This window comes from Sediminihabitans luteus (assembly GCF_002797595.1).
GTDB lineage: Bacteria > Actinomycetota > Actinomycetes > Actinomycetales > Cellulomonadaceae > Paraoerskovia > Paraoerskovia lutea.
In genome coordinates this window covers 832,469-856,518 of record NZ_PGFE01000001.1, presented here as the reverse complement: position 1 = coordinate 856,518, position 24,050 = coordinate 832,469, and the positions used below count along the sequence as shown (strand labels likewise).

Genomic DNA, 24,050 nt, shown 5'->3' with positions numbered 1-24,050 from the left:
GGTCGAGGTAGCCCCGGGCTCCATCTTGAGCCGCTACGAGCGGCCCCGCGCCGAGAGGCGCTCCCGGCCCGGCGTCGCACTCCTCCCACCCGGCCGGACCGCCCGCGTTCACCGCACGGCAACCTCCCGTCCACCTGGTGTGGCCCGGCGCGCAGACCCTGCCCTACGCTTGGCACGACAACGCCCCCGCTGACCGGAGCCCACCGTGCGCATGCGTCTGACCCCGCGCGACTCGTCGTTCTTCGACCTCCTCACCGCATCCGCCGAGCACCTGGTGACCGGCAGCAAGCTCCTCGCGGAGCTGCTCGGTGCCGACCGCAAGACGCGCAAGGAGATCGCCAAGCAGCTCTCCGACACCGAGCACGACGCCGACGAGGCGACGCACGCGATCATGCGTCGGCTCAACCAGACGTTCGTCACGCCGTTCGACCGCGACGACATCTACGAGCTCGCGTCGGCCCTCGACGACTGCATGGACTTCATGGAGGAGGCCGCCGACCTCATCGTCCTGTACCGGATCGAGGAGCTCCCGGCGCGCGTCGCCGACCAGGTCCAGGTGCTCGAGCGCGCCGCCGAGCTCACGTGCGAGGCCATGCCGCGGCTGCGCACCATGAAGGACCTCTCCGACTACTGGGTCGAGGTCAACCGCCTCGAGAACCAGGCCGACAAGGTGCACCGCAAGCTCCTCGCCCAGCTCTTCGACGAGATCACCGACCCGATCGAGCTCATGAAGCTCAAGGAGGTCGTCGAGATCCTGGAGCACGCCGCCGACGCGTTCGAGAAGGTCGCGAACACCGTCGAGACGATCGTCCTCAAGGAGTCCTGACGCCGTGGAGCTCGTCCTCGTCGTCGTCGTCGTCGCCCTGGCTCTCGGGTTCGACTACACCAACGGCTTCCACGACGCCGCGAACGCCATCGCGACGTCGGTCTCGACCCGTGCGCTGACCCCGCGGGCCGCCCTGCTCATGGCGGCGTTCTTCAACCTCGTCGGCGCGCTCCTGGGCACCGAGGTCGCGACGACCATCGCCGAGGAGATCATCGACATCGGCTCGGTCGACGCGCACGAGGCCCTCGTCGTGGTGCTCGCCGCGCTCGTCGGCGCGATCACCTGGAACCTCATCACCTGGCGGCTCGGCCTGCCCTCGTCCTCGACCCACGCGATCATCGGCGGGCTCACGGGCGCGGGGCTCGCGTCGGGCGTCACGGTGTTCTGGACGTCGATCTGGGACAAGGTCGTCCTGCCGATGGTGTTCTCGCCGATCATCGGGTTCTTCGGCGCGTTCGCGGTCATGGTCGGCGTGCTCTGGCTGTTCCGCAACGCCGCCCCCGCCAAGACGTTCCGCCGGTTCCGCATCGCGCAGACCGCCTCGGCCGCCGGCATGGCGCTCGGGCACGGCCTGCAGGACGCGCAGAAGACCATGGGCGTGATCCTGCTCGCGCTCGTGGCCGGCGGGTACCACCCCGACGACGGCGACATCCCCCTGTGGGTCAAGATCTCGGCGGCGACGGCGATCTCGCTCGGCACCTACTCGGGCGGCTGGCGCATCATGCGCACCCTCGGACGCCGCATCATCGAGCTCGACCCCGCGCGCGGCTTCGTCGCCGAGACGGTCTCGGCCGTGGTGCTGTACGTCAACGCGTTCGCGCTGCACGCACCCGTGTCGACCACGCACACCATCACCTCGGCCGTCATGGGCGTGGGCGCGACCAAGCGCGTCTCCGCGGTGCGCTGGGGCGTCGCCAAGAGCATCGGCGCCGCCTGGGTCATGACGATCCCGGCCGCGGCGCTCGTCGCCGCCGTCATGTACTGGATCCTCTGGCCCATCCTGCGCTGACCTCGCCACGCGTCGTCCGGCGCTTCCCGGGCCGCCCGGCCACGCGTCGTCCGGCGGTTCCCGGGCCGCCCGGCCACGCGCCGTCCGCACACACGGTCGGACGACGCGTGCCCGGGTGCGGCGTCGGGGCATCCGGCTGGTCAGTGCAGCGGCGGGCTGACGCGCTCGGCCGCGACGACGCGGGGGCCCTTGTCCGTCTGCGCGACGTGCGCCACGATCAGCTCGCCCGGCTCGAGGAACGGGTCGGTCGTGGGCAGGGCGTTCGCGACGCTGCGGCGCGCGTGCTGGCCCAGCACGTCGAGCACCGTGGGCAGCACCGGGCGGTGGGTGCACAGCACCGACGGCTGCGGGTCCTCGAGCATCGCGCGCACCACGGCCCCGACGCGCCCGGGCGAGCGCTCGTGCTGCGCCTCGGTGAGCTGCTCGCTGCGCGTGGTCATGATGCCCGCCGCGTGCGCGAACGGCGCGATCGTCGTCGCGCACCGCTCCCAGCGGCTCGTGACGACCCGGCCGACGCCGTAGGCGGCGAGCACGGGCACCATCGCGGCGGCCTGCGCGTGCCCCATCGGCGTGAGCGGGCGGTCGCGCTCGTCGCCGTACCAGGTCGAGCGTGCCTGCGCCTTGCCGTGCCGGGCGATGACGACGGGGTGCGTCGAGAGCCGGCCGTGCTCGTGCTCGGCGACGAGCGCCGCGAGCGGCACCCGGTCGACCTTGCGGGTCAGACGCCGCGCGGCGTCCTCGGCGGAGAGCCATACCGAGGCGTCGATCTCCTCGGGCGAGACGGGGTGCACGGGCGCGCGGGCGGTGATCGCCGCGGCGTCGTCCCGCTTGGTCGCACGCTGCGCGGCCCAGTAGTGCACGCGCTTGACCCGCCCCTCGGGCGTCAGGTACTGCAGGCCGGGCAGCGGCTGCCCGAGCACGATCGACCGGCCCGTCTCCTCCGCGACCTCGCGCACCGCGGCCGTGGGGAACGCCTCGCCCGGGTCGAGCTTGCCCTTGGGCCACGACCAGTCGTCGTAGCGCGGGCGGTGCACGAGGCGCACCTGGAGCTCGCCCTCGCGCACGCGCCACACGAGCGCGCCCGCGGTCTCGATCACGCGGGCGTGCTCGACCCGGGTCGGTCCGAGCGCGGCGCGCAGCGGCGAGGCGGTGACGGCGGCAGCGACCATCCGCTCAGCGTCCCGCGCTCATCCGGCGGCGCTGGCGCTGCACGAGCGAGGCCTGCAGGTCGGTGAACCGGTCGGGGTCGTCGCCCGCGGCCGTGTCGGGGTGGCGGGTCCAGGCCGAGTCGTGCAGGTGCCACGACGCGGTCGAGTCGTCCATCGACGTCTCGAGCAGCTCGAGGATCTCGGCGACCTGGTCGGGGTCGGCGATGCGCACGAGCGTCTCGACGCGGCGGTCGAGGTTGCGGTGCATGAGGTCGGCCGAGCCGATGAACACCTCGGGGCCGGACTCCGCGCCCTCGCCGATCGCGGGCCCCGAGGAGTTCGCGAACGCGAACAGCCGCGAGTGCTCGAGGAACCGCCCGAGGATCGACCGCACGCGGATGTTCTCGCTCAGGCCCGGCACGCCGGGGCGCACCGCGCAGATGCCGCGCACCACGAGGTCGACCTTCACGCCCGCCTGCGACGCGCGGTACAGCGCGTCGATCGTCGTCTCGTCGACGGCCGAGTTGACCTTGATGCGCACCCACGCCTCGCGCCCCGTGAGCGCGGCCTGGCGCTCGCGCTCGATGCGCTCGATGAGGCCCGTGCGCACGGTGCGCGGCGCGACCAGGAGGCGGTGGAACCGCGACTGCGGGGCGTACCCGCTGAGCTGGTTGAACAGCCGGGTGAGGTCCTGGCCGACGTCCGGGTCGCACGTCAGCAGACCGTGGTCGGTGTACAGGCGGGCGGTCTTGGGGTGGTAGTTGCCCGTGCCGACGTGGCAGTAGCGGCGCAGGCCGTCGGACTCCTGGCGGACCACGAGCGAGAGCTTGCAGTGCGTCTTGAGGCCCACGATCCCGTAGACGACGTGCACGCCGGCCTGCTCGAGCTTGCGCGCCCACGAGATGTTGGCCTGCTCGTCGAACCGGGCCTTGATCTCGACGAGCGCGAGCACCTGCTTGCCGGCCTCGGCCGCGTCGATGAGCGCGTCGACGATGGGGGAGTCGCCCGAGGTGCGGTAGAGGGTCTGCTTGATCGCGAGCACCTTGGGGTCGTTCGCCGCCTGCTCGAGGAACGTCTGGACCGACGTCGAGAACGAGTCGTACGGGTGGTGCAGCAGGATGTCGCGCTCACGGATCGCGGCGAACACGTCGGTCGGGCTGGCCGACTCGACCTCGGCGAGGAACCGGTGCGTCGTCGGCACGAACGGCGGGAAGTGCAGGTCGGCGCGGTCGAGGTCGGCGATCACGTTGAGGCCGGTCAGGTCGAGCGGCGCGGGCAGCTCGTACACCTCGTCCTCGGCGACGCCGAGCTCGCGCACCAGCAGCTCGCGGATGCGCGGGCTGATCCCGGTCGCGAGCTCGAGCCGCACGGGCGGACCGAAACGGCGGCGCAGGAGCTCCTTCTCCATGGCCTGCAGGAGGTTCTCGGCGTCGTCCTCCTCGACCTCGACGTCCTCGTTGCGGGTGACCCGGAACGTGTGGTGCTCGAGCACGTCCATGCCGGGGAACAGGTGGTCGAGGTGCTGGGCGATGACCTCCTCGACGGGCACGTAGGACATCTGGCCCTTGCCGGGCGTGGGGGTCGCGGACGTCGGGGCGCTGGGCCGGCCCTTCGCGTCGACCGCGATGAACCGGGGCAGCAGCGGCGGCACCTTGACCCGCGCGAAGTGCTCCTTGTTCGTGGTCGGGTTCGCGACGACGACGGCGAGGTTGAGCGAGAGCCCCGAGATGTACGGGAACGGGTGCGCCGGGTCGACCGCGAGCGGCGTGAGCACCGGGAAGATCTGCTTGCGGAAGTACTTGTGCAGGCGTTCCTGCTCGCGCGTCTCGAGCTCGTCCCAGTGCACGAGCGTGATGCCCTCGTTCGCGAGCGCGGGCTGCACCTCGTCGCGGAACACGCGCGCGTGCCGGTCCATGAGCTCGTGCGCGCGCTCGCCGATCGCGGCGAGCACCTCGCGCGGGCGCAGGCCCGACGCGGCGGTCACCGCGAGGCCCGTCGCGATGCGTCGCTTGAGGCCCGCGACGCGCACCATGAAGAACTCGTCGAGGTTCGACGCGAAGATCCCGAGGAACCGCACGCGCTCGAGCAGCGGCTGGTGCGGGTCCTCCGCGAGCTCCAGGACGCGCTGGTTGAACGCGAGCCAGCTGATCTCCCGGTCCGCGAAGCGGTCGTCGGGCAGCGGCTCGAGCTCGGCGAGCGGCGTCGGCTCGGGCGCACCCGTCTCCTCCGCGATGTGCTCGGCGATGTGGGCGGCGAGGTCCGGGTCCAGGGTGCTCTGCGCGGTCGAGTCCGTCATAGGCCCATCGTGGCACCAGTTGATGAACTGTGGGTGTCCGAGCCGCCCGTCGTCGTGGCCGGGCCGTACTGCACGTCGACCGCGTCGCGGGCGAACCCGGCCCGCTCGTAGGTGCGGACCGCGGCCGTGTTGTCGCCGTCGACGTACAGCACGGCGCGCACGCACGTGCGCGCGAGGTGCGCGAGACCGACCTCGGTCAGCACGGCGCCCAGGCCCTGCCCCTGCGCGTCGGGGTCGACGCCCACGACGTACACCTCGCCCTCGGGCACGCGGCCGTCGGGCGCCGGGGTCTGCCCGGCCGGCACCTTGGTCCAGTGGAAGCCCGCGAGCGTGCCGTCGGCGCGCTCGAGCAGCCAGAACCCGGACGCGTCGAACCAGTCCTCGTGCTGCCGCGCCCGCAGGTCGTCGAGGGTCGTGCGCCCCTGCTCGGGGTGGTGCGCGAACGCCCGGGCGTTGAGCGCGAGCCAGGCCGCGTCGTCCGCACCCGGGACGAACGGTCGGACGACGTAGCCGGGCGGGACCTGCGGGCGCGGGCGGTCCGGGGCGAGGTCGAGACCCAGGCGCAGGAGCTCGCGCACGACCACGAGCCCCTCGGCCGCGGCGAGCCCCTGCGCGGGCGGCAGGTCGCCGTGCGCCCACACGTGCAGCGCCTTGCCGTGCTGGCCGGGCGTGCCCGAGTAGGCGGGCAGACGCGCGTCGCGCACCGCGGTGCGCAGCAGCGTGCGGCCCGTCCCGCGGCGGCGGTGCTCGGGGTGGACGACGATCTCGGCGCTCGCGTCGTCGCCGCCGCGGTCGACCTGCGCGTACCCGACGACCTGCCCCGCGCTGCGGACCACCACGTGGGTCAGGAGCTCGGAGTCCGTGCCGAGGCGCAGCAGCGGCTGCTCCGAGAGCGGCGCGACGCCGTCGGCGCGCTCGGCCGCGTCGGCGAGGGCGCGCACCTGCGCGGCGGTCGGGGCGTCGAGGGGGCCGATGTCGAGCGCGAGGGGCATGCGCCCATCCCACCACACGCGGCCGCGCGAGGGAGCGCCGCTAGGCTGCGGGCGTGACCGACCCCGGCGACCTCGCCCCCGTCCAGCGCCGCACCGTCCGCGTGCTCGCCACGTCGCAGGTCCTCGGCGGGATCGGCGTCGCGACGGGCATCTCCGTGAGCGCCCTGATCGCGTCGCGGCTCTCCGGGTCGGACGTCGTCGCCGGGCTCACGCAGACCGCGGGCGTCGTCGGGGCCGCGCTCGCGGCCGTGCCGCTGTCCCGGGCCGCCGCGCGGTCCGGGCGCCGGGTCTCGCTCGTGACGGGGTACGCGACCGCGACGGTCGGGGCGGTGCTCGCGGCCGTCGCGACCACGGTCGGCAGCTGGCCGCTGCTCGTCGTCGCGATGCTCGCGTTCGGCGCCGGGACGGCGAGCGGGCTCGCGTCGCGCTTCACCGCGACCGATCTCGCGACGCCGCAGCGGCGCGCGACCGACCTGTCGGTCGTGATCTGGGCGACCACGGTCGGCTCGGTGCTCGGCCCCAACCTCGCGGGCCCCATGAACCGGCTCGGCGCGTACCTCGGCCTCGCCCAGGTCGGGGAGCCGACGCACGGCTCTCCCGCGCCGACGGCGTTCCCGTACGTGCTCTCGGCCGTCGCGTTCGCCCTCGCCGGGCTCGTGCTGTGGCTCGCGCTGCGGCCCGACCCCCTGCACGTCGCGCGGGCCGCGGCGTCGGCCACCGCCCCGGCCACCGCCTCGGCCCCGGTGCGAGGCGACGGGATCGCGGAGGGCTGGGCCGCCGTGCGCGGGTCGCGGGCCGCGACGTCCGCGCTCGCCGCGATCGTCCTGAGCCACACGGTCATGGTCGCGCTCATGTCCATGACCCCCGTGCACATGGACCACGGGGGAGCGAGCCTCGAGGTCGTCGGGGTCGTCATCAGCGCGCACATCGCCGGGATGTACGCGCTGAGTCCCGTGATCGGGCGCCTCGCCGACGTCTGGGGGCACGCGCGCGTGCTCGTGCTCGGTGCCGCGATCCTGCTCGTGTCCGCGGTGACTGTGGCGGGCGCGCCCAGCGACGACTCGGTCCGCCTGACCGTGGGGCTCGTGCTGCTGGGCGTCGGGTGGTCGTGCGGGCTCGTCGCAGGGTCCGCGCTGCTCGTCGACGCGACGCCCTCCGCGCGCACCTCCGTCCAGGGGCTCTCGGACCTCGTCATGAACGTCGGCGGTGCCGTGGGCGGTCTGGTCGCGGGAGCCGTGATCGCGGTCGCGTCGTACGCCGCGCTCGGCTGGGGTGCCGCGCTCGTGGTCGCGGTCGGGCTCGTGGCGCTCGGCCTGCGCCTGCGGCCGGTGCGCCCGGCCCACGGCGCTGCGTAGCCCGGAGAGACGCTGCGTAGCCCTGAGAGGCGGCGCTGCGTAGCCCTGGGAGGTCGCGCGCGCGGACCGCGCAGGGTCGGCACGCACGAAGGCCGCGAGCCCCCTGGCCGCACCCCGAGGGGCACGGCCGGGGGACCCGCGGCCGGTGACGTGCGGGTCAGTCCTCCGCGCCGGCGGGCTTGGCGAGCCCCGCCGAGATGAGGTTCATGACCGACGAGTCCGCGAGGGTCGTCGCGTCACCCACGGTGCGGTTCTCGGCGACGTCGCGCAGCAGACGGCGCATGATCTTGCCCGAGCGGGTCTTGGGCAGCTCGGGCACCACGAGGATCTTGCGCGGCTTGGCGATCGGGCCGATCTCCTTGGCGACGTGGTTGCGCAGCGTCGTCTCGATCTCCTTCGAGCCCTCGTCGGTCGAGGCCTTCTCGGCGTGCTCGCCGCGCAGGATCACGAACGCGACCACGGCCTGGCCCGTCATCTCGTCCGCGGCACCCACGACCGCGGCCTCGGCCACGAGCGGGTTCGACACGAGCGCCGACTCGATCTCGGTCGTCGACAGGCGGTGGCCCGAGACGTTCATGACGTCGTCGACGCGGCCGAGGAGCCAGATGTTGCCGTCCTCGTCCTTCTTGGCGCCGTCGCCCGCGAAGTAGATGCCCTGGAACCGAGACCAGTAGGTGTCCTTGAAACGCTCGAGGTCGCCCCAGATGCCGCGCAGCATCGACGGCCACGGCTCCGAGAGCACGAGGTACCCGCCGCCACCGTTCGGCACGGGCTTGGCCTCGTCGTCCACGACGTCCGCGACGATGCCCGGCAGCGGCACCTGCGCCGAGCCCGGCTTGGTCGCGGTGACGCCCGGCAGCGGCGAGATCATCATCGCGCCGGTCTCCGTCTGCCACCACGTGTCGACGATCGGCGCCTTGTCGGCACCGATGACGCGGCGGTACCACATCCAGGCCTCGGGGTTGATCGACTCGCCCACCGAGCCGAGCACGCGCAGCGAGGACAGGTCGAACTTGTTCGGGATCTCTTCGCCCCACTTCATGCAGGCGCGGATCGCGGTCGGGGCCGTGTAGAACAGCGACACCTTGTACTTCTCGACGATCTCCCACCAGCGGCCCTGGTGCGGGCTGTCGGGCGTGCCCTCGTAGATGACCTGCGTCGCACCGTTGACCAGCGGCCCGTACGTCACGTACGAGTGCCCGGTGACCCAGCCGATGTCGGCCGTGCACCAGTAGACGTCCGACTCGGGCTTGAGGTCGAACACGTTCTTGTGCGTGTACGCGGCCTGCGTGAGGTAGCCGCCCGTGGTGTGCAGGATGCCCTTGGGCTTCCCCGTCGTGCCCGACGTGTACAGGATGAACAGCGGGTGCTCGGCGTCGACCCACACGGGCGTGTGCTGCACGTCCGCGGCCTCGAGCGCGTCGTGCCACCACACGTCGCGGTGCTCGGTCCACGCGGTGTCCTGCCCGGTGCGCTTGACGACGAGCACGTGCTCGACCGTGGTCGGCTCCGCGCCGTCCTTCGGGGCGAGGGCCTCGTCGACCGCGGGCTTGAGGGCGCTCGCGGACCCGCGGCGGTAGCCGCCGTCCGCGGTGATGACGACCTTCGCCTCGGCGTCGGCGATGCGGCTGCGCAGCGCGTCGGCCGAGAACCCGCCGAACACGACCGAGTGGGCCGCGCCGATGCGCGCGCACGCGAGCATCGCGACGACGGCCTCGACGATCATCGGCAGGTAGATCACGACGCGGTCGCCCTTGACGACGCCCAGCGCGTTGAGCGCGTTCGCCGCGCGGGAGACCTCGCGCTGGAGGTCCGCGTACGTCACGGTGCGAGTGTCGCCGGGCTCGCCCTCGAAGTGGATCGCGACGCGGTCGCCGTGGCCGGCCTCGACGTGGCGGTCGACCGCGTTGTACGCCGCGTTGAGCTGTCCGTCGCCGAACCAGCGCGCGACGGGCGCGTTCGACCAGTCGAGCACCTCGGTGAACGGCTTGTGCCAGCTCACGAGCTCGGTGGCCTGCTTCGCCCAGAACGCCAGGCGGTCGGCCTTGGCCTCGTCGTAGATGCCCGGCTGCGCGTTGGCCTGCGCGGCGAACTCGGCGGAGGGCGCGAAGGTCCGCGACTCGTGGAGCAGGTTCTCCAGGCCGGGCTCGGCCGTGGTGGTGGTTTCGTTCTCTGGCACGCTGACCTCCGGTGCGCATCGACTCTGGTGCGGTCGTGGGACCGATCGTCCCGACGGGCGCGAGTCTAGACCCGTTCCGGTGACGGGTGTCACTGGCTTCCAGGATTCGGCGGGAGTGCTGACAAAGCGGTCGCGCGCCGCGCGCACGCCCCGTGGAATGGGGGCGGCCCCCGCGGGGTTCGCTCCATCGTGACCCGTCTCTTCGAGCCGCTGACGCTGCGCGGCACCACGTTCGACAACCGTGTCTGGCTCGCCCCCATGTGCCAGTACTCCGCGACCGACGGCGTGCCCGACGCCTGGCACCTCGTGCACCTCGGCGCGCGCGCCGCGGGCGGCTTCGGCCTGATCCTCACCGAGGCCGCGGCCGTCGTCCCCGAGGGGCGTATCAGCCCCCAGGACGCCGGGATCTGGGACGACGCGCAGCGCGACGCCTGGGCGCCGATCGTCGAGTTCGTGCAGGCGCGCGGCGCGAAGATCGGCATCCAGCTCGCGCACGCCGGCCGCAAGGCCTCGACCTTCCGGCCGTGGTCCGAGCAGCGCGGCTCCGTGCCCGCGGACGACGGCGGGTGGGCCACGCTCGCGCCGTCCGCCGAGCCCTACCCCGGGTACGCGACGCCCGCCGAGATGACCGCGGACCAGATCGCGGCGGTGCCCGGCCAGTTCGCGCAGGCCGCGCGTCGCTCGCACGAGGCCGGGTTCGACGTCGTCGAGGTGCACGCCGCGCACGGCTACCTGATCCACCAGTTCCTGTCGCCGCTGTCGAACGCGCGCGACGACGTGTACGGCGGGTCGCTCGAGAACAGGTCACGCCTTCTCGTCGAGGTCGTGGGCGCCGTCCGCGCCGCGTGGCCCGACGACAAGCCGCTGCTCGTGCGGCTCTCGGCGACCGACTGGGTCTCCGGCGGCCTGACGGTCGACGACGTCGCCGAGGTCTCGCGCGTGCTGGCCGACCACGGGGTCGACCTCGTCGACGTCTCGACCGGTGGCAACGCGCCCGCGACGATCCCCGTCGCGCCCGGGTACCAGGTGCCCGCGGCGCGCACGGTGCGCGAGGTCTCGGGGCTGCCCGTGAGCGCGGTCGGGCTCATCACCTCGGCGCAGCAGGCCGAGCAGACGCTCGTCGCGGGGGCCGCCGACGCGGTCATGATCGGTCGGGAGGGTCTGCGCGACCCGATGTGGCCGCTGCGCGCCGCGGCGGAGCTCGGGGTCGCCGACGCCGTGCCGTGGCAGCCGCAGTACGCTCGGGCGCCGTTCTAGGGTCGCGGGCGCTCGTGCCCGAGGCGCTCGGCGGCGACGACCGCGGTCACGATCCGGTCCCACGAGGTCGGCGTCACGCCGAGCGCGGCCTGCGTCGAGCCCGAGTCCATCACGAAGGGCGCGTCGAACTGGTACGCGAGGGGGCGCAGCTCACGGACGGCGGGGGAGAAGACGCCGACGAGCCCCATCGCGCGCGTGCCGAGCACCGCGAACCTCGGCTCGCGAGCGCCCAGCGCCGTGGCGATGCGCGTCGCGAGGTCGCGGAACGTCAGTGGGTCGGGCGAGGGGGCGTGCCAGACCTTCCCCCATGCCGACCTGGTCGTCGCGGCGGTCACGAGCGTCGCGGCGAAGTCGGGCAGGTACGTCCAGGTGTGGGGCTGGTCGGCCGACCCGATCGGGCGCAGGGGTCTGCCCTCGCGCAGCGGGCCGAGCATCCGCTCGCCCGCGTGCGCCTGGTGGCCGGCGCGGGGCCCTACGTAGTCCGAGCCGCGAACCTCGACCGCGCGGATCTCCCCGCGGTCGTGGGCCGCGCGCATCTCCCGGCTCAGGCGGATGCGCAGGCGACCTTTCGCGTCGGTCGCGCGCTCAGGCGTCGTCTCGCGCATCGGGCTCGACCCGGGGCCGTAACCGTAGAGGTTCCCGACGGCGCACAGGACGGCGCCGGACTCGCGCGCCGCGCCGATCGCGGCCCGGTTGAGGGCCGGCAGCTCGTGCGCCCAGCGGCCGTACGCCGGGGCGGCGGAGTGGTAGATCGCGTCGACCCCGTGCGCGGCTGCGACGAGCGCGGTGTGGTCGCGCACGTCGATCGCGAGGTGCTCGACCCCTCGACGGGGAGGCCCTGACGGTCCGGTGCGGCTGACGACCGTGACGGTCCGGCCGTGCTCGAGGAGGTGGTCGACGATCGCGCTGCCGAGCGGGCCCTTGCCGAGGACGAGGTCGCGCTGGTTCATGGGGTTCTCCCGGTGGTGACGGTCGAGGAGGTGCCGAGGTGTTCGGCGGACGAGCCGTTGTGTGAGCACTGCTCTCGTTAAAGATCAATGCTCACACAACGCTGGTGGAGCGTCAAGAGCACTGCTCTCGTCTAGGGTCGGCAGAGGTCGTCCCGCACCGGGGAAGGCCGTCGACCGTCGAGGGAGAGAGCCGTGCCGACGAGAGCCGCCGGGGTCAGGGAGCGTGCTCGCGCGCAGCTCGTGGGCGAGATCCTCGCCGCCGCGCGCACGAAGCTCGCCGCCGACGGCGCCGCCGACCTCTCGCTGCGATCGATCGCGCGGGACCTCGGCATGGCGTCGTCGGCGATGTACCGGTACTTCCCGTCACGTGACGCGCTCCTGACCGCGCTCGTGATCGACGCCTACGACGCGGTCGGCGACGTCGCCGAGGCGTCGGCCGCGGACGCTCGGGCCGCCGGGGCCGGCCCGGGCCCGGTCTGGCTCGCCGTCGCTCGTTCGTACCGGTCGTGGGCGCTCGAGAACCGGGCGAGCTTCGACCTGGTCTACGGCACCCCCGTGCGCGGGTACGACGCACCGCAGGACACCGTCGCCCCGGCGCTCCGGCTCTGGCGCGTCATCGCCTCGGTGCTCGGGGAGGCGCTCGCCCGGGACGAGCTGACGCCGCGCGCTACGTCACCCGAGACCCGTGACCTGCTTCGCCCCGTCGTCCTCGAGGTCGCGGGCGTGCCCGCGGGGCAGTCCGCGCCGCCGCACGTCGCGGACGCGGCGGCGCGGTCGGTCGCGCTCTACGCAGGGCTGGTCGGGGCGGTCACCACGGAGCTGGCGGGCCACTACGCGGACGTGACGACCGATCCGTCGCGGCTGTTCGACGTCACCGTGCAGACGATGGCGCTCGGTGCAGGGCTAGCCGTCGAGCTGCCCGCGCGCTGACCGTCGGCGGACCGCTCGCCAGACCAGCACCCCAGCGACCGCCGCGACGGCCGTGCCCACGACGATCGCGGTCGGCACGGGGCGCACGACCGGGCGCAGGCGCACGGGCCGCACGAACCGCAGCACCTCCCAGCCGTTCTCGTCCGCGACGCGTCGCAGGCCGCGGTCCGGGTTGACCACCGCCGGGTGGCCCACGATCGCGAGCATGGGGGCGTCGGTCACCGAGTCGGAGTACGCGTACGACGCCGCGAGGTCGTACCCCTCGGCCGCCGCGAGCCGCTCGATCGCCTCGGCCTTGTACGGGCCGTAGGCGTAGAACTCGATCTCGCCGGTGTACGCGCCGTCCGCCACGGTCATCCGGGTCGCGATCGCGTGGTCGGCGCCGAGGACGGCCGCGATCGGGTCGACGAGCTCGGCGCCCGAGGCGGAGACCACGACCACGTCGTGGCCCTGCGCGTGATGCTTCTCGATGAGGGCGACGGCCTCGGCGTAGACGACCGGGTCGATGTGCTCGTGCAGGGTCTCGGCGACGATCCGCGAGACCGTCGCGACGTCCCAGCCCGTGACCATGGTCGAGAGCATCGCGCGCATGCGCTCGGTCTGGTCGGCGTCGGCGCTGCCGAGCATGAACAGGAAGTGCGTGTACGCGCTGCGCAGCGCGTCGCCGCGCGAGAGCAGCCCGCCGCGCAGGAACGGGCGGGAGAAGGCCGCCGCGGACGACGTCGCGATGATCGTCTTGTCGAGGTCGAAGAACGCCGCGACGCGACCCCCGGGAGTCCCGGGGGCGGTGGGCGGGGGCGTCGTCGCCGCGTGCTCGGTCACGCCGCCGAGCCTAGCCAGCGACAGGTCGCACGTCCTTGTCGAGGCACTGCACGTTCGTGCAGCCTGCCTGTCGGGTTCCGCACGGGGGTGCCGTCCAGGGGATCAGCGGCACGACGGTCGTCCACAGGAAGGCATTGTCCCCAGACGCCCGCACCGAGGTCGCGGGCGACGCGCCGGCCCCTCGATCGTGTCGGCATGCCGACCACCATCGACCAACCACTCGCAGCAGCCGCGGGCGCGGCGCCGCCACCGGGCCGCGCCGTCGCGGTCGTCGGCGCGTGCGGGGGAGCCGGCGCCACGACCGTCGCGACCGCCGTCGCCCACGCCGTGCGCCGTGCGGGCCACGCGGGCGTCCTCGTGGACCTCGACGGCGGCGGGGGAGGCGTCGACGTGCACGTCGGGATCGAGGACGAGCCCGGCGCCCGCTGGCCTGAGCTCGGGGACGTGCGCGGGGAGATCTCCGGCGCCGAGCTCGCCGCGGCACTGCCGCGGTGGCGCGGCACACCGGTGCTCAGCGCCGACCGGCACCGCCCCCGTCGGCTCGACGCCGAGGTGCTCGTCGACGTCCTGCGCGCGCTCGCGCGCGCCCACGACGTCACCGTTCTCGACGCGGGACGTGGCGCCGCGCCGTCCGACGTCCTCGCCCGGTGCAGCGCCGTCGTGCTCGTCGTCCCCGCCGACCTGCGCGGCGTGGCCGGGGCCATCGCGGCCCTCGCCACGCTGTCGGACGCCGGGGCCGGGGTCGCGGGGACCGTGGTGCGGGGCGTCCGGGGCGGGGTCCACCCGGTCGAGGTGGAGGACGTCCTGCAGGTCCCGACCCTGTGCGCCGTCCCCGACGACCGTCGCCTCGGCAGGAACGCCGCCGCGGCGCCCGCGCTCGGGCGCCGCTCGACCCTCGGCCGGCTCGCCCACGCGCTCGGGACCGGACCCGTCGGCGCGCGACTCGGCCTCGACGGTCCCGCCCGGCTGGCACCCACGCCGTGGTGAGCGACGACGCGCACGACGTCGTCGCTCACGTGCGACGCGACCTGCTGCGGCCCGGCACGGGTCCGCGCGAACGCGGCGAGGCGGTGCGCCGTTCCGTCGAGGGCGCCGGTCGCCTGCTCGGCAGCACCGCGGCCGACGCGCTCGCACGACGCGCGCACGCCGACATCTTCGGGGCCGGACCGCTGCAGGCCCTGCTCGAGGTCGACGGCGTGACCGACGTGCTCGTCAACGGACCCGACGACGTCTGGATCGACCGCGGTCGCGGCGTCGAGCGCGTCGGGGTCCGGTTCGCCGACGCCGCCGCGGTGCGCGCCCTCGCAGTGCGGCTCGCCGCGGCCGGGGGCCAACGCCTCGACGACGCCGCGCCGACCGTCGACGCGAGACTCCCGGACGGGACCCGGCTCCACGCCGTCGTCGCCCCGCTGTGCGCCGAGGGCGCCGTGATCTCGCTGCGCGTGCTGCGCACCCGGGCCTTCACGCTCGACGCGCTCGTGCGCGGCGGCTCGGTGCCCACCGCCTGGGAACCGCTCGTGCGCGGCCTCGTGCTGCGCCGCGCCAACGTGCTCGTCTCGGGCGGCACCGGCACGGGCAAGACCACGCTGCTCGCGGCACTGCTCGCCGCGGTCCCCACGAACGAGCGGGTCGTGTGCGTCGAGGAGGCCCGCGAGCTCGTCCCCGCGCACCCGCACGTCGTGCCGCTCACCGCGCGTCGAGCCAACGTCGAGGGTGCCGGAGCGGTGGGTCTCGACGCGCTCGTGCGGGCCGCGCTCCGCATGCGCCCCGACCGGATCGTGCTCGGCGAGTGCCGCGGCGCCGAGGTGCGCGAGGTGCTCATGGCGATGAACACGGGCCACGACGGCGGCCTCGCGACGATCCACGCCAACACCGCCGGGCACGTGCCCGCGCGCCTCGAGGCGCTCGGCGCCCTCGCCGGCATGAGCCGCGCGGCAGTCGCCGCCCAGGCGGTCGGTGCGCTCGACGCCGTGCTGCACGTGCGCCGGGTCGGCGGACGGCGGTTCGTCGCCGAGATCGCGTGCGTCGAGCGCGACGGCGACGGGCTGCGCGTCGTCCCCGTCGCGACCTGGGACGGCGTCGACGCGCCCTGCACCGCACCCGCCTGGCCCGCGTTCGTCACCCGGTGGGCCGCCCGATGACCGGGACGTACCTCCCGCTCACGCTCCTGCTCCTCGCGGTGCTCGGCACGTCGCGTCGCGCCGAGCGTGACCGACGGGTGCGCCGGCTCGCGCGCGTCGACAGGAGCGCGGTGCGCTGGCGCGGCGTCCGGCGCTCGCGCCGCCGCGGTACGCCCGACGCCGCGAGCGCCCTCGCGCACGTCGCGTCGCTCGTGCGCGCGGGCGGCCGACCCGCCGACGCCTGGCAGTCCGCGCTCGGCGTCCCGGTCGACGCGTACGGGGTGCCCGACGCGCACGCACTCGACCGGTGCCTGCGCACCGACGGCGGACCCCGCGAGTCCCGGCAGGCGGCGGCCGTCGTCGCCGCCTGCCGGGTCTCGGGCGAGACCGGCGCACCGCTCGGCGGCGTGCTCGACGCCGTCGGCGCGGCCCTCGCCGCCGACGCGCGGGCGCACGACGACCGCGAGGCGGCGCTCGCGGGACCGCGCGCGACGGTCACGGTGCTGACCTGGCTCCCGCTCGTCGGGATCCTGCTCGGCGCAGTGCTCGGAGCCGACCCGACGACCCTGCTCGACGGCGGGATCGGGACGGGATGCCTGCTCGGCGGGATCGTGCTGCTGTGCGCCGGGCGCGCCTGGACCGCCCGGCTCGTCGACCGGGCGCGCCGGGACGGAGCGCCCGCGTGACGGGGGTCGTGACCGCAGCGGTCCTGGCCCCGTCGATGGTGGTCGCGCTGCTCGCGGGGGCGTCGGGGCGACAGGCGTCGAGGCGCGTCCGGGCGCTCGGCGTCACGAGGACGGCGCAGGGCCCGCGCGTGCCCGTCCCCGTGCTGCTCGAGCTCGTGGGGGCCGCGATCCGCGCGGGCGCGGGCGTCCCGCGTGCGCTCGCCGCGGTCGGCGGGGCGCTCGGGGTGAGCACCGCCGACGGTGCTGCCCTCGCACGGGCCGCGGACGCGCTCGTGCTCGGATCGCCCTGGGACGAGGCGTGGGCCGGCGCGCCGCCCCGGCTCGAGGTGCTCGCCGCCGCGCTGCGGCCCACCTGGGAGGCCGGGGCGTCGCCCGCCGAGGCGCTGCGCGTCGCAGCCGAGCAGTCGCGGCAGGCCGCCGCCGCACGAGCGAGGACGGCGGCGGGACGGCTCGGCGTGCATCTGGTGCTGCCCCTCGGGGCGTGCTTCCTGCCCGCGTTCGTGCTCGTCGGGCTCGTGCCGGTGCTCGTCGCGCTCGGCATCGGGCTCGTCGGCTGACCGCGCTCCGGACCGCGCTCGTCGGCTGACCGCTTGGCCCGACGCGGCAGGACCAGCGCTCCGCGGCGCTCCCGCGCGACGTGGCGTCCTCCAGCAGCTCGGCGTTCTCGGACGGCCCGGCGTTTCGTACGACGTGGCGTTCTCGGACGACTCGGGAACGCGGCGGGGCGGTCGGTCCCGCGACGGTCGTCCACAAGCGGCCCGCGCGGGGAGTCGTCCACCGGTGCCCCGCGAGCACCGGCGCGCGTGGTCCCGACCCGGGCACCCTCGGAGCACGGCACGCAGGAGGCGTGCCGAACGAACTCGGCGCACGGCGCCGAAGGACGGAGGACGACATGCAGGGGCGGACGACGACCAGGAGCATCACGGGGGATCGCACGGCACGACTGCGCGGCGAGGTCGCACGGCGGTGGCGCCGGCTCGCGGGTGCGGCCGAGCAGGGGATGGCGACCGCGGAGTACGCGGTCGCGACGGTCGCAGCCGTCGGGTTCGCCGGGCTGCTCATCGTGGTGCTCAAGAGCAACGAGGTGCGCGGGCTGCTCCTCGGCATCGTGCGCAGCGCACTGTCGATCGGCTGACCGGTGCGACCGACCGTGCACCCGCAGGGCCCCGGAGACTCGCGAGACCGCGGGGCGGTGACCGCCGAGCTCGCCCTCGGCCTGCCCGTCGTGGTGGTCGTGCTCGCCGCGGTGCTCATGCTCGTGGCGGCGGCGACCGCGCAGATGCGGTGCGCCGATGCCGCGCGTGCCGCCGCACGGTCGGTCGCCCTCGGCGAGGACGCCGCGGTGCAGCACGACGTCGTGGCGCGCGTCGCAGGGGCCGGGGCGACGTCGAGCACGCGCAGCGACGGGGACTGGGTCACCGTGCGTGTCGAGGCGCCGGTCGTCGGGTGGCTCTCCGCCGTGCCGCTCACGGCGAGCGCCGAGGCCGTCGCGCGGGCCGAGCCGTGAGCGCAGCGTGGTTCCTGCGAGAGCGCGATCGCGAGGCCGAGCCAGGGCGCGATCCCGAGCCCTTGCCCGAGCCAGACCTCGAGGCCGGGCATGAGCACAGGCGCAGACACAGGCACGGGCACGGGCACGGGCAGGGCGGCGAGCGGGCGAGCGGCGGTTGGCATGAGCGGGGCGCCGGCACCGTCCTGGTGCTTGCTCTCGTGCTCGCGGTGCTGGTGCTCGGGGCTGGCGTCTCGTGGCTTGCCCGGGCGCAGGCGGCACGGGGCGCCGCGCAGTCGGCAGCCGACCTCGCGGCGCTCGCGGGCGCCGAGGCCGCGCGTGACGGTCTTGCGGCGTGCGCGGTCGTGTCCGAGGCGGTGCGCCGCAACGGGGGCGTCCTCGACGCGTGCGTCGACGAGGGGGCAGGGGTCGTGCGGGTCGAGGTGTCGGTCGACGTGGCCGTCGGGACCCTCGACCTGGGTGTGGCGCGCGCGGTCGCGCGGGCAGGTCCGGCGTCGGCCCGCTCTGCCGGTCCGAGCGCCGGGGGCGTGCTGGGGAGCGCGGCGGGCCGCACCCGGGCAGGAGATGCCGGGGTCGTGGGTGCCGAGGGTGCCCGGTCCTGGACGGCCCGGTCCTGGACGGCGCGGTCCCGGGCGGCGCGTGCCGGGTCAGCGGGGCGCGTGCGCGAGGACGGCGTCGAGCAGTCGCACGGCGGCGGCCTTCTCGAGCGGGCTGTTGAACGTGCCGCACTTGGGGGACTGCACGCACGCGGGGCAGCCGTCGGTGCAGGGGCACGCGTCGATCGCGTCACGGGTCGCGCGCAACCACGTCGCCCCGAGCTCGTAGCCGCGCTCGGCGAACCCCGCACCGCCCGGGTAGGCGTCGTACACGAAGACGGTCGCCTGCTCGGTGTCGACGTGCAGAGCCGTCGAGACGCCGCCCAGGTCCCACCGGTCGCACGTCGCGAGCAGCGGGAGCAGACCGATCGCGGCGTGCTCGGCCGCGTGCAGCGCACCGGGCGCGAGGTCGGGGCCGATCGCCGCGTCGTCGAGCAGAGCGTCGGGGACGCTCCACCAGACCGCTGTCGTGGGCAGCACGTGCTCGGGCAGGTCGAGGGGCTCGTCGCTGAGCACCTGCAGGTCGGGCAGCCGCCGACGCTGGAACCCGACGACCTGCGACCGCACCTCGACCGGCCCGACGCCCCACGTGACCGGGCCCCAGCGTCGGTACGTGGTGGGCCGGGGCTCGTCGGCCGGGGCGTTCCCGGGACGCGCGGAGGCACCACCGTGCCCGTTGACCACGTCGTGCCCGTCTGCGCCGACGGCCCCGTCCTGCCCGACGGCCCCGTCCTGCCCGTCAGCGCCGTCGTGCCCGCTATCGGCGCTGTCGTCACGCTCGTGCAGGTCGTCGACCGTGATGCTCGTGACGTCGCGCGACCAGGTGCCGTGCCCGACGTCGCGGCGGGTCGCGGTCGCGACGCCGTCCGTGAGGTCGAGGTGCCCGATCACGTAGGTCTCGCCCTGGTGGACGTACACCGCGCCGTCGTGCACCTGGCCGTCGGCCGAGCCGGCGTCGACCGTCCCGAGCACGCGGCCCGTCGCGGCCTCGACGACGCGGACGGGCGCACCGCCGGTGCCCCGCAGGTCGGTCAGGCGGGCCGCGCCCTGCGGGTGCGTCCAGTACCAGCCGGACGGACGGCGGCGCAGCGCGCCGCGGGCGACGAGGACGTCCAGGACCGACCGCACGTCCGCGGGTCGGCCGAACGCGGTCAGGTCGTCAGTGCGTACCGGTAGCTCGGCCGCGGCCGCGCACAGGTGCGGGGCGAGCACGTACGGGTTCGCGGGGTCGAACACGGTGGCCTCGAGCGGGGCGTTGAAGACGGCCTCGGGGTGGTGCACGAGGTAGGTGTCGAGCGGGTCCTCGCGCGCGACGAACGCCACGAACCCGTCGGCGCCGGCCCGACCGGCACGGCCCGCCTGCTGCCACACCGACATCCGGGTGCCCGGCCAGCCCGCGATGAGCACCGCGTCGAGCCCCGAGATGTCGACGCCGAGCTCGAGCGCGTTGGTCGTCGCGAGCGCGCGTACGGCCCCCGAGCGCACTGCCTGCTCGAGCTCGCGGCGCTCCTCGGGCAGGTACCCGCCCCGGTACGCGGCGACGCGCCGGGCGAGGTCCGGGTCGATGCGCCGCAGGTGGTCGCGCGTCGCGCTCGCAACGGTCTCGGCGCCGCGGCGCGAGCGCGTGAACGCGAGCGTGCGGGCGCCGTGCGCGACGAGGTCGGCCAGGAGGTCCGCGGTCTCGGCCGTCGCGGTGCGGCGCGGATACTCGGGCTGGTCGGTGGGCACGAGCACGTCGGGGGCGTCGTCCGGCCCGGGGGCACCCGGCTCGTGTGCATCCGGCTCGCCTGCGTCCGGCGGGAATGCGTCCGGCGGGAATGCGTCGTCCGACCCGGGTGCGCCGTCCGGCCGGGGAGCAGCCGCGTCGTCCGGCGGTCGGTAGCCGGTGATCTCGGGCGGCTCCCACAGGGCGAACGTGGTCGACCCGGCGGGCGACGCGTCGTCCGCGACGACGACGACGTCGTGCGGGTCGACCCCGGCGAGACGGGCCGCGGTCACGCCCGGGTCCGCGGACGTGGCCGACGCGACCACGAACGTGAGGCCGCGCGGCTCCTCGCCCGGACGGCGGGGCGCGTAGTGGCGTGCGAGGCGTGCGAGGCGGCGCAGCACGAGCGACACGTGCGCGCCGAACACGCCCCGGTAGGCGTGGCCCTCGTCGACGACGACGTAGCGCAGGCTCCGCAGCAGCCGCGCCCACCGCTGATGGTTCGGCAGCAGGGAGAAGTGCAGGAAGTCCGGGTTGGTGAGCACGACGTCGGCATGGTCGCGCACCCAGGAGCGCTCGTCGAAGCCCGTGTCGCCGTCGCACGTCGCGACGCGCAGGTCGCGCGCACCCGAGGCGTCGACCAGGCGCGAGAGCGAGGCGAGCTGGTCGGCCGCGAGGGCCTTCGTCGGGCAGACGTACAGCACCGCGCCGCGCCCCACCGCGGACTCGATGCGGCCCGCGTCCAGCACCCCGCGTGCGGTGTCGACGCGCACCGACGACAGCGCGGGCAACCAGAAGCCGAGCGACTTGCCCGACCCCGTGGACGTCGCGAGCGCGACGTGCCTGCCCGACCATGCGGCGTCCGCGGCCTCGACCTGATGACGCCACGGGCGGTCCACGCCCAGGGCGCGATAGCCGCCGACGATCGACGGGTCGGCCCACGACGGCCAGTCGGCGTGCACGGCCTCGCGGGGCGGCAGCGTGCGCACGTGCGTCAGGCGGTCGGCGCGGCGGCCGTTCGCGAGCAGCACGTCGAGCAGCGGGTGCGTCACGGGGTGCCCGCGTCGTCGTGGTGCGTGCCGTCCTGGCCTGCGTCGCCGTCGTGCATGTCGTCGGAGCGCTTGCCTTCGGCGTGCTGGCGGTCGGGGTGCTTGCGGCCGGGACGCACATCGCTCGGCTGCGCCTCGTCGTGCTGCGCCTCGTACCGGGCGACGTCGTCCCACGTGTCGAGGTCGACGCTCAGCCCGGCGTCGTCGGGCACCTCGACGCAGCGCAGCCCGTCGACGAGCCTGCGCACGGGGAGCCCGTCGAGGGCGCCCGTGGGGCGGGCGAGCGAGGCGAGCCGCGCGTCGAGCGCCGACCGGCGGTACAGGCCCACGAGCCATTGCGCACGGCCGTCGCGCACGAGGTACGCGCCGTCGGCCTCGGCCTCGGACTCGGTCTCGGTGTCGGATCCTGCGTCAGATCGCGCGTCGGCGTCCGCCCGGGCGTCGGTTCCGGCACCCGTGCCGGCCACGGCCGCGATCAGCGCAGGCACGGCTCGTGCGGCGCGCGGGACGTCGCACGCGAGCACCAGGACCCACGGTGCGGGTGCGTCGAGCGCTGCGAGGCCCGCGCCGATCGCGGCGACCGGTCCACCGAACGGCGGGTCTTCCCGCACGACCCGGACGCCCGGGCGGCGCAGGTCGTCCGGGCCGACGACGACCACGCCCGCGGCCGACGCCGTCGCGGCGAGCACGTGGTCGAGCAGCGTCGACCCGGCGACGACGATCTCGGGCTTGGGCGCGCCGTCGAGCCGCGAGGACCGTCCGCCGGCGAGCACGATCGCGTCGAGCATGATCGCCGCGTGGGCGCGAGCGCCGAGCCCGATCACGTCGTTGGCGCGAGCGTCGAGCCCGATCACGTCGTGGGCGCGAGCGCCGTGAGCGAGCGGGCTGCCAGGGAGCGTGCGGTCGCTGAGCGTGCGGTCGGTCGGTCGGGCAGGCATGCGCTCACCGTAGCCACCCGGGAGCGCCCACGCGCCGTCTCACACCCCGCACGACGGCGCTGTGCGGAGTTCCTTACGGCGACTTAACGGCATCGGCCGGGCGGGGAAACACGCCGTCCTTAGCGTCGCTGCCACAGGGACGTTCCCGCCCAGCACCTCGACGCACCGGAGGACCGGACATGTCAGGACCGAACCACGACGCCTCGCCCGAGCCACTGACCGGGTCGAGTGCCGCGACCGTGCAGGACGCACCGCCTGCGGGCGCCACCGTCACGCCGGCCGTGAGCCCGACGACGGCGACGTCCCCGAGCACGTCCCCGAGCGCGAGCGCCACCGCTGGAGCCGCGCCGCGCGCGCGGCTCGGGGGGCGCTGGATCGACCACTGGGACCCCGAGGACGAGACGTTCTGGCACGACGGCGGCAAGCGCATCGCCAACCGGAACCTGTGGATCTCGATCTTCGCGGAGTTCCTCGGCTTCGCGGTGTGGGGCCTGTGGTCGATCGTCGTGCCGCAGCTCGCCGACGCGGGCTTCGCGTTCACGACCGACCAGCTGTTCTGGCTCATCGCGGCGCCGAGCCTCGTCGGGGCGACGCTGCGCATCCCGTACACGTTCGCGGTGCCGCTCATCGGCGGTCGCAACTGGACGATCGTCTCGGCGCTGCTGCTGCTCGTGCCGACGATCGCCCTCGCGTGGGCGGTGCAGCGCCCCGACACGTCGTTCGGCGTGATGCTCCTGGTCGCGGCGCTCGCAGGGTTCGGCGGCGGCAACTTCGCCTCGTCGATGGCGAACATCTCGTTCTTCTACCCCGAGCGCGAGAAGGGTCGGGCACTGGGCCTGAACGCGGCGGGCGGCAACCTCGGCAGCGCCGCGGTGCAGCTCGCGGTGCCGATCGTCATCACGGTCGGCGCGGGCGTCTCGCTCGAGCGGGCCGGCCTGATGATGATCCCGTTCATCCTGCTCGCGGCGTTCCTCGCGTGGCGGTGCATGGACAACCTCGCCTCGGCGAAGTCGGACCCGCGTTCGTTCGGGGCGGCGACCCGCGAGAAGCACACCTGGGTCATCTCGTTCCTGTACATCGGGACGTTCGGCTCGTTCATCGGCTACGCGGGCGTGTTCCCGCTGCTGCTCAAGGGCCAGTTCCCCGAGATGGCGCTGTCGATCGCGTTCATGGGGGCGCTCGTCGGGTCGGTCACGCGTCCGCTCGGCGGGATCCTCGCCGACCGCGTGGGCGGTGCGCGCGTCACGATCGTCGCGTACGCGGCGATGGCGCTGGGCGCGGTCGGGGCGATCGCGGCGCTCGGCTCGCACAGCTTCTGGCTGTTCTTCGGGTCGTTCCTGTGGCTGTTCGTCGCGACGGGCGTGGGCAACGGGTCGGTCTACCGCATGATCCCGGCCGTGTTCCAGGTGAGCGCGGGCCGGGCGACCGCCGGGCAGGACGACGCAGCGGTCGCGGCCGCGCGCACCGCCGCCCGCAAGGCCGCGGCGGGCTGCCTCGGCATCGCCGGCTCGGTCGGGGCGTTCGGCGGGTTCTTGATCCCGCGCGGGTTCGCGGCGTCGACGTCGGCGACCGGCAGCATCGTCCCGGCGCTGTGGACCTTCATCGGGGTCTACGCGGTCATGGCGGTCGTGTGCTGGGCCGTGTACTCGCGCCGCGGCTCGGTCATGGGCGCGGCGAAGGTCTGA

At 74.9% G+C, this 24,050-nt stretch carries 20 protein-coding genes and 1 pseudogene; 13 read left to right on the top strand and 8 right to left on the bottom strand.

The features are described from left to right. The first annotated feature begins 205 nt into the window (after positions 1 to 205). Positions 206 to 826 carry a DUF47 domain-containing protein gene (locus CLV28_RS03935; RefSeq protein ID WP_100421926.1) on the top strand — a complete coding sequence of 207 codons (621 nt, stop codon included), beginning with the start codon at positions 206 to 208 and terminating at the stop codon, positions 824 to 826. A gap of 4 nt (positions 827 to 830) precedes the next feature. Beyond that, entirely contained in the window at positions 831 to 1,835 is a 1,005-nt protein-coding gene (locus CLV28_RS03930; RefSeq protein ID WP_100421925.1) for an inorganic phosphate transporter, read from the top strand. Positions 1,836 to 1,975: 140 nt separating this feature from the next. Here the strand turns inward: CLV28_RS03930 and CLV28_RS03925 are convergent, their stop codons facing one another. Genes CLV28_RS03925 through mshD form a run of 3 tightly spaced genes read right to left on the bottom strand, consistent with a single transcriptional unit; the run spans position 1,976 to position 6,271 of the window. After that, on the bottom strand, positions 1,976 to 3,004 hold the full coding sequence (locus CLV28_RS03925) for an NUDIX hydrolase (RefSeq protein WP_100421924.1): 1,029 nt from the start codon (positions 3,002 to 3,004) through the stop codon (positions 1,976 to 1,978). 4 nt (positions 3,005 to 3,008) lie between these two features. Next, positions 3,009 to 5,279: an RNA degradosome polyphosphate kinase gene (locus tag CLV28_RS03920; RefSeq protein ID WP_100421923.1), complete on the bottom strand. Its 2,271-nt coding sequence runs from the start codon at positions 5,277 to 5,279 to the stop codon at positions 3,009 to 3,011. Continuing rightward, a complete protein-coding gene (mshD, locus tag CLV28_RS03915) occupies positions 5,276 to 6,271 on the bottom strand; it encodes a mycothiol synthase (protein WP_100421922.1) in 996 nt (331 codons plus the stop codon). Before mshD ends, CLV28_RS03920 begins: the two co-directional genes overlap by 4 nt. Positions 6,272 to 6,324: 53 nt before the next feature. Here mshD and CLV28_RS03910 point away from each other — a divergent pair, with 53 nt between their 5' ends. Next, on the top strand, positions 6,325 to 7,626 hold the full coding sequence (locus tag CLV28_RS03910; protein ID WP_100421921.1) for an MFS transporter: 1,302 nt from the start codon (positions 6,325 to 6,327) through the stop codon (positions 7,624 to 7,626). A gap of 157 nt (positions 7,627 to 7,783) precedes the next feature. Here CLV28_RS03910 and acs read toward each other — a convergent pair whose 3' ends face one another. Then, a complete protein-coding gene (gene acs / locus CLV28_RS03905; protein ID WP_100421920.1) occupies positions 7,784 to 9,805 on the bottom strand; it encodes an acetate--CoA ligase in 2,022 nt (673 codons plus the stop codon). 189 nt (positions 9,806 to 9,994) lie between these two features. Between acs and CLV28_RS03900 the strand changes: the two genes are divergently transcribed. Next, complete coding sequence (locus CLV28_RS03900; protein WP_100421919.1) at positions 9,995 to 11,062, top strand: NADH:flavin oxidoreductase/NADH oxidase; 1,068 nt, start codon at positions 9,995 to 9,997, stop codon at positions 11,060 to 11,062. Here the strand turns inward: CLV28_RS03900 and CLV28_RS03895 are convergent. Beyond that, the gene (locus CLV28_RS03895) at positions 11,059 to 12,012 is read right to left on the bottom strand and encodes an NAD-dependent epimerase/dehydratase family protein (RefSeq protein ID WP_100421918.1); all 954 of its coding nucleotides are present in this window, start codon (positions 12,010 to 12,012) and stop codon (positions 11,059 to 11,061) included. The two genes, CLV28_RS03900 and CLV28_RS03895, sit on opposite strands and share 4 nt — an antisense overlap. Positions 12,013 to 12,204: 192 nt before the next feature. Here CLV28_RS03895 and CLV28_RS03890 point away from each other — a divergent pair, with 192 nt between their 5' ends. After that, positions 12,205 to 12,942: a TetR/AcrR family transcriptional regulator gene (locus CLV28_RS03890; protein WP_100421917.1), complete on the top strand. Its 738-nt coding sequence runs from the start codon at positions 12,205 to 12,207 to the stop codon at positions 12,940 to 12,942. Here the strand turns inward: CLV28_RS03890 and CLV28_RS03885 are convergent. Beyond that, complete coding sequence (locus CLV28_RS03885; RefSeq protein ID WP_100421916.1) at positions 12,916 to 13,764, bottom strand: HAD family hydrolase; 849 nt, start codon at positions 13,762 to 13,764, stop codon at positions 12,916 to 12,918. The two genes, CLV28_RS03890 and CLV28_RS03885, sit on opposite strands and share 27 nt — an antisense overlap. 195 nt (positions 13,765 to 13,959) lie before the next feature. Between CLV28_RS03885 and ssd the strand changes: the two genes are divergently transcribed. The 7 genes and pseudogenes from ssd to CLV28_RS16185 form a co-directional block, all read left to right on the top strand. After that, positions 13,960 to 14,751: a septum site-determining protein Ssd gene (ssd, locus tag CLV28_RS03880; RefSeq protein WP_100421915.1), complete on the top strand. Its 792-nt coding sequence runs from the start codon at positions 13,960 to 13,962 to the stop codon at positions 14,749 to 14,751. Beyond that, positions 14,748 to 15,905, top strand: coding sequence for a TadA family conjugal transfer-associated ATPase (locus tag CLV28_RS03875; RefSeq protein WP_373314254.1), 1,158 nt, complete (start codon positions 14,748 to 14,750; stop codon positions 15,903 to 15,905). The genes ssd and CLV28_RS03875 overlap by 4 nt, the downstream gene beginning before the upstream one ends. Beyond that, positions 15,902 to 16,570: a hypothetical protein gene (locus CLV28_RS03870; RefSeq protein ID WP_239073129.1), complete on the top strand. Its 669-nt coding sequence runs from the start codon at positions 15,902 to 15,904 to the stop codon at positions 16,568 to 16,570. The genes CLV28_RS03875 and CLV28_RS03870 overlap by 4 nt, the downstream gene beginning before the upstream one ends. After that, entirely contained in the window at positions 16,567 to 17,127 is a 561-nt protein-coding gene (locus CLV28_RS03865) for a type II secretion system F family protein (RefSeq protein WP_239073128.1), read from the top strand. Before CLV28_RS03870 ends, CLV28_RS03865 begins: the two co-directional genes overlap by 4 nt. Before the next feature lie 335 nt (positions 17,128 to 17,462). Beyond that, the gene (locus CLV28_RS03860; RefSeq protein WP_100421914.1) at positions 17,463 to 17,705 is read left to right on the top strand and encodes a DUF4244 domain-containing protein; all 243 of its coding nucleotides are present in this window, start codon (positions 17,463 to 17,465) and stop codon (positions 17,703 to 17,705) included. 57 nt (positions 17,706 to 17,762) lie between these two features. Further along, positions 17,763 to 18,077, top strand: coding sequence for a TadE family type IV pilus minor pilin (locus CLV28_RS03855; protein ID WP_239073127.1), 315 nt, complete (start codon positions 17,763 to 17,765; stop codon positions 18,075 to 18,077). Next, positions 18,017 to 18,556 (top strand): annotated as a pseudogene (locus CLV28_RS16185) (Rv3654c family TadE-like protein); the annotation flags it as partial. The gene CLV28_RS03855 and the pseudogene CLV28_RS16185, both read left to right, overlap by 61 nt. A gap of 168 nt (positions 18,557 to 18,724) precedes the next feature. Here CLV28_RS16185 and CLV28_RS03845 read toward each other — a convergent pair. Together CLV28_RS03845 and mobA are read right to left on the bottom strand one after the other, a co-directional pair. Next, positions 18,725 to 21,430, bottom strand: coding sequence for a DEAD/DEAH box helicase (locus tag CLV28_RS03845; RefSeq protein WP_239073126.1), 2,706 nt, complete (start codon positions 21,428 to 21,430; stop codon positions 18,725 to 18,727). Further along, a complete protein-coding gene (mobA, locus tag CLV28_RS03840) occupies positions 21,427 to 22,365 on the bottom strand; it encodes a molybdenum cofactor guanylyltransferase (protein ID WP_239073125.1) in 939 nt (312 codons plus the stop codon). Before mobA ends, CLV28_RS03845 begins: the two co-directional genes overlap by 4 nt. Positions 22,366 to 22,544: 179 nt before the next feature. On the opposite strand from mobA, the gene CLV28_RS03835 reads away from it, so the two are divergent. After that, positions 22,545 to 24,050, top strand: coding sequence for an MFS transporter (locus CLV28_RS03835; RefSeq protein WP_100421913.1), 1,506 nt, complete (start codon positions 22,545 to 22,547; stop codon positions 24,048 to 24,050).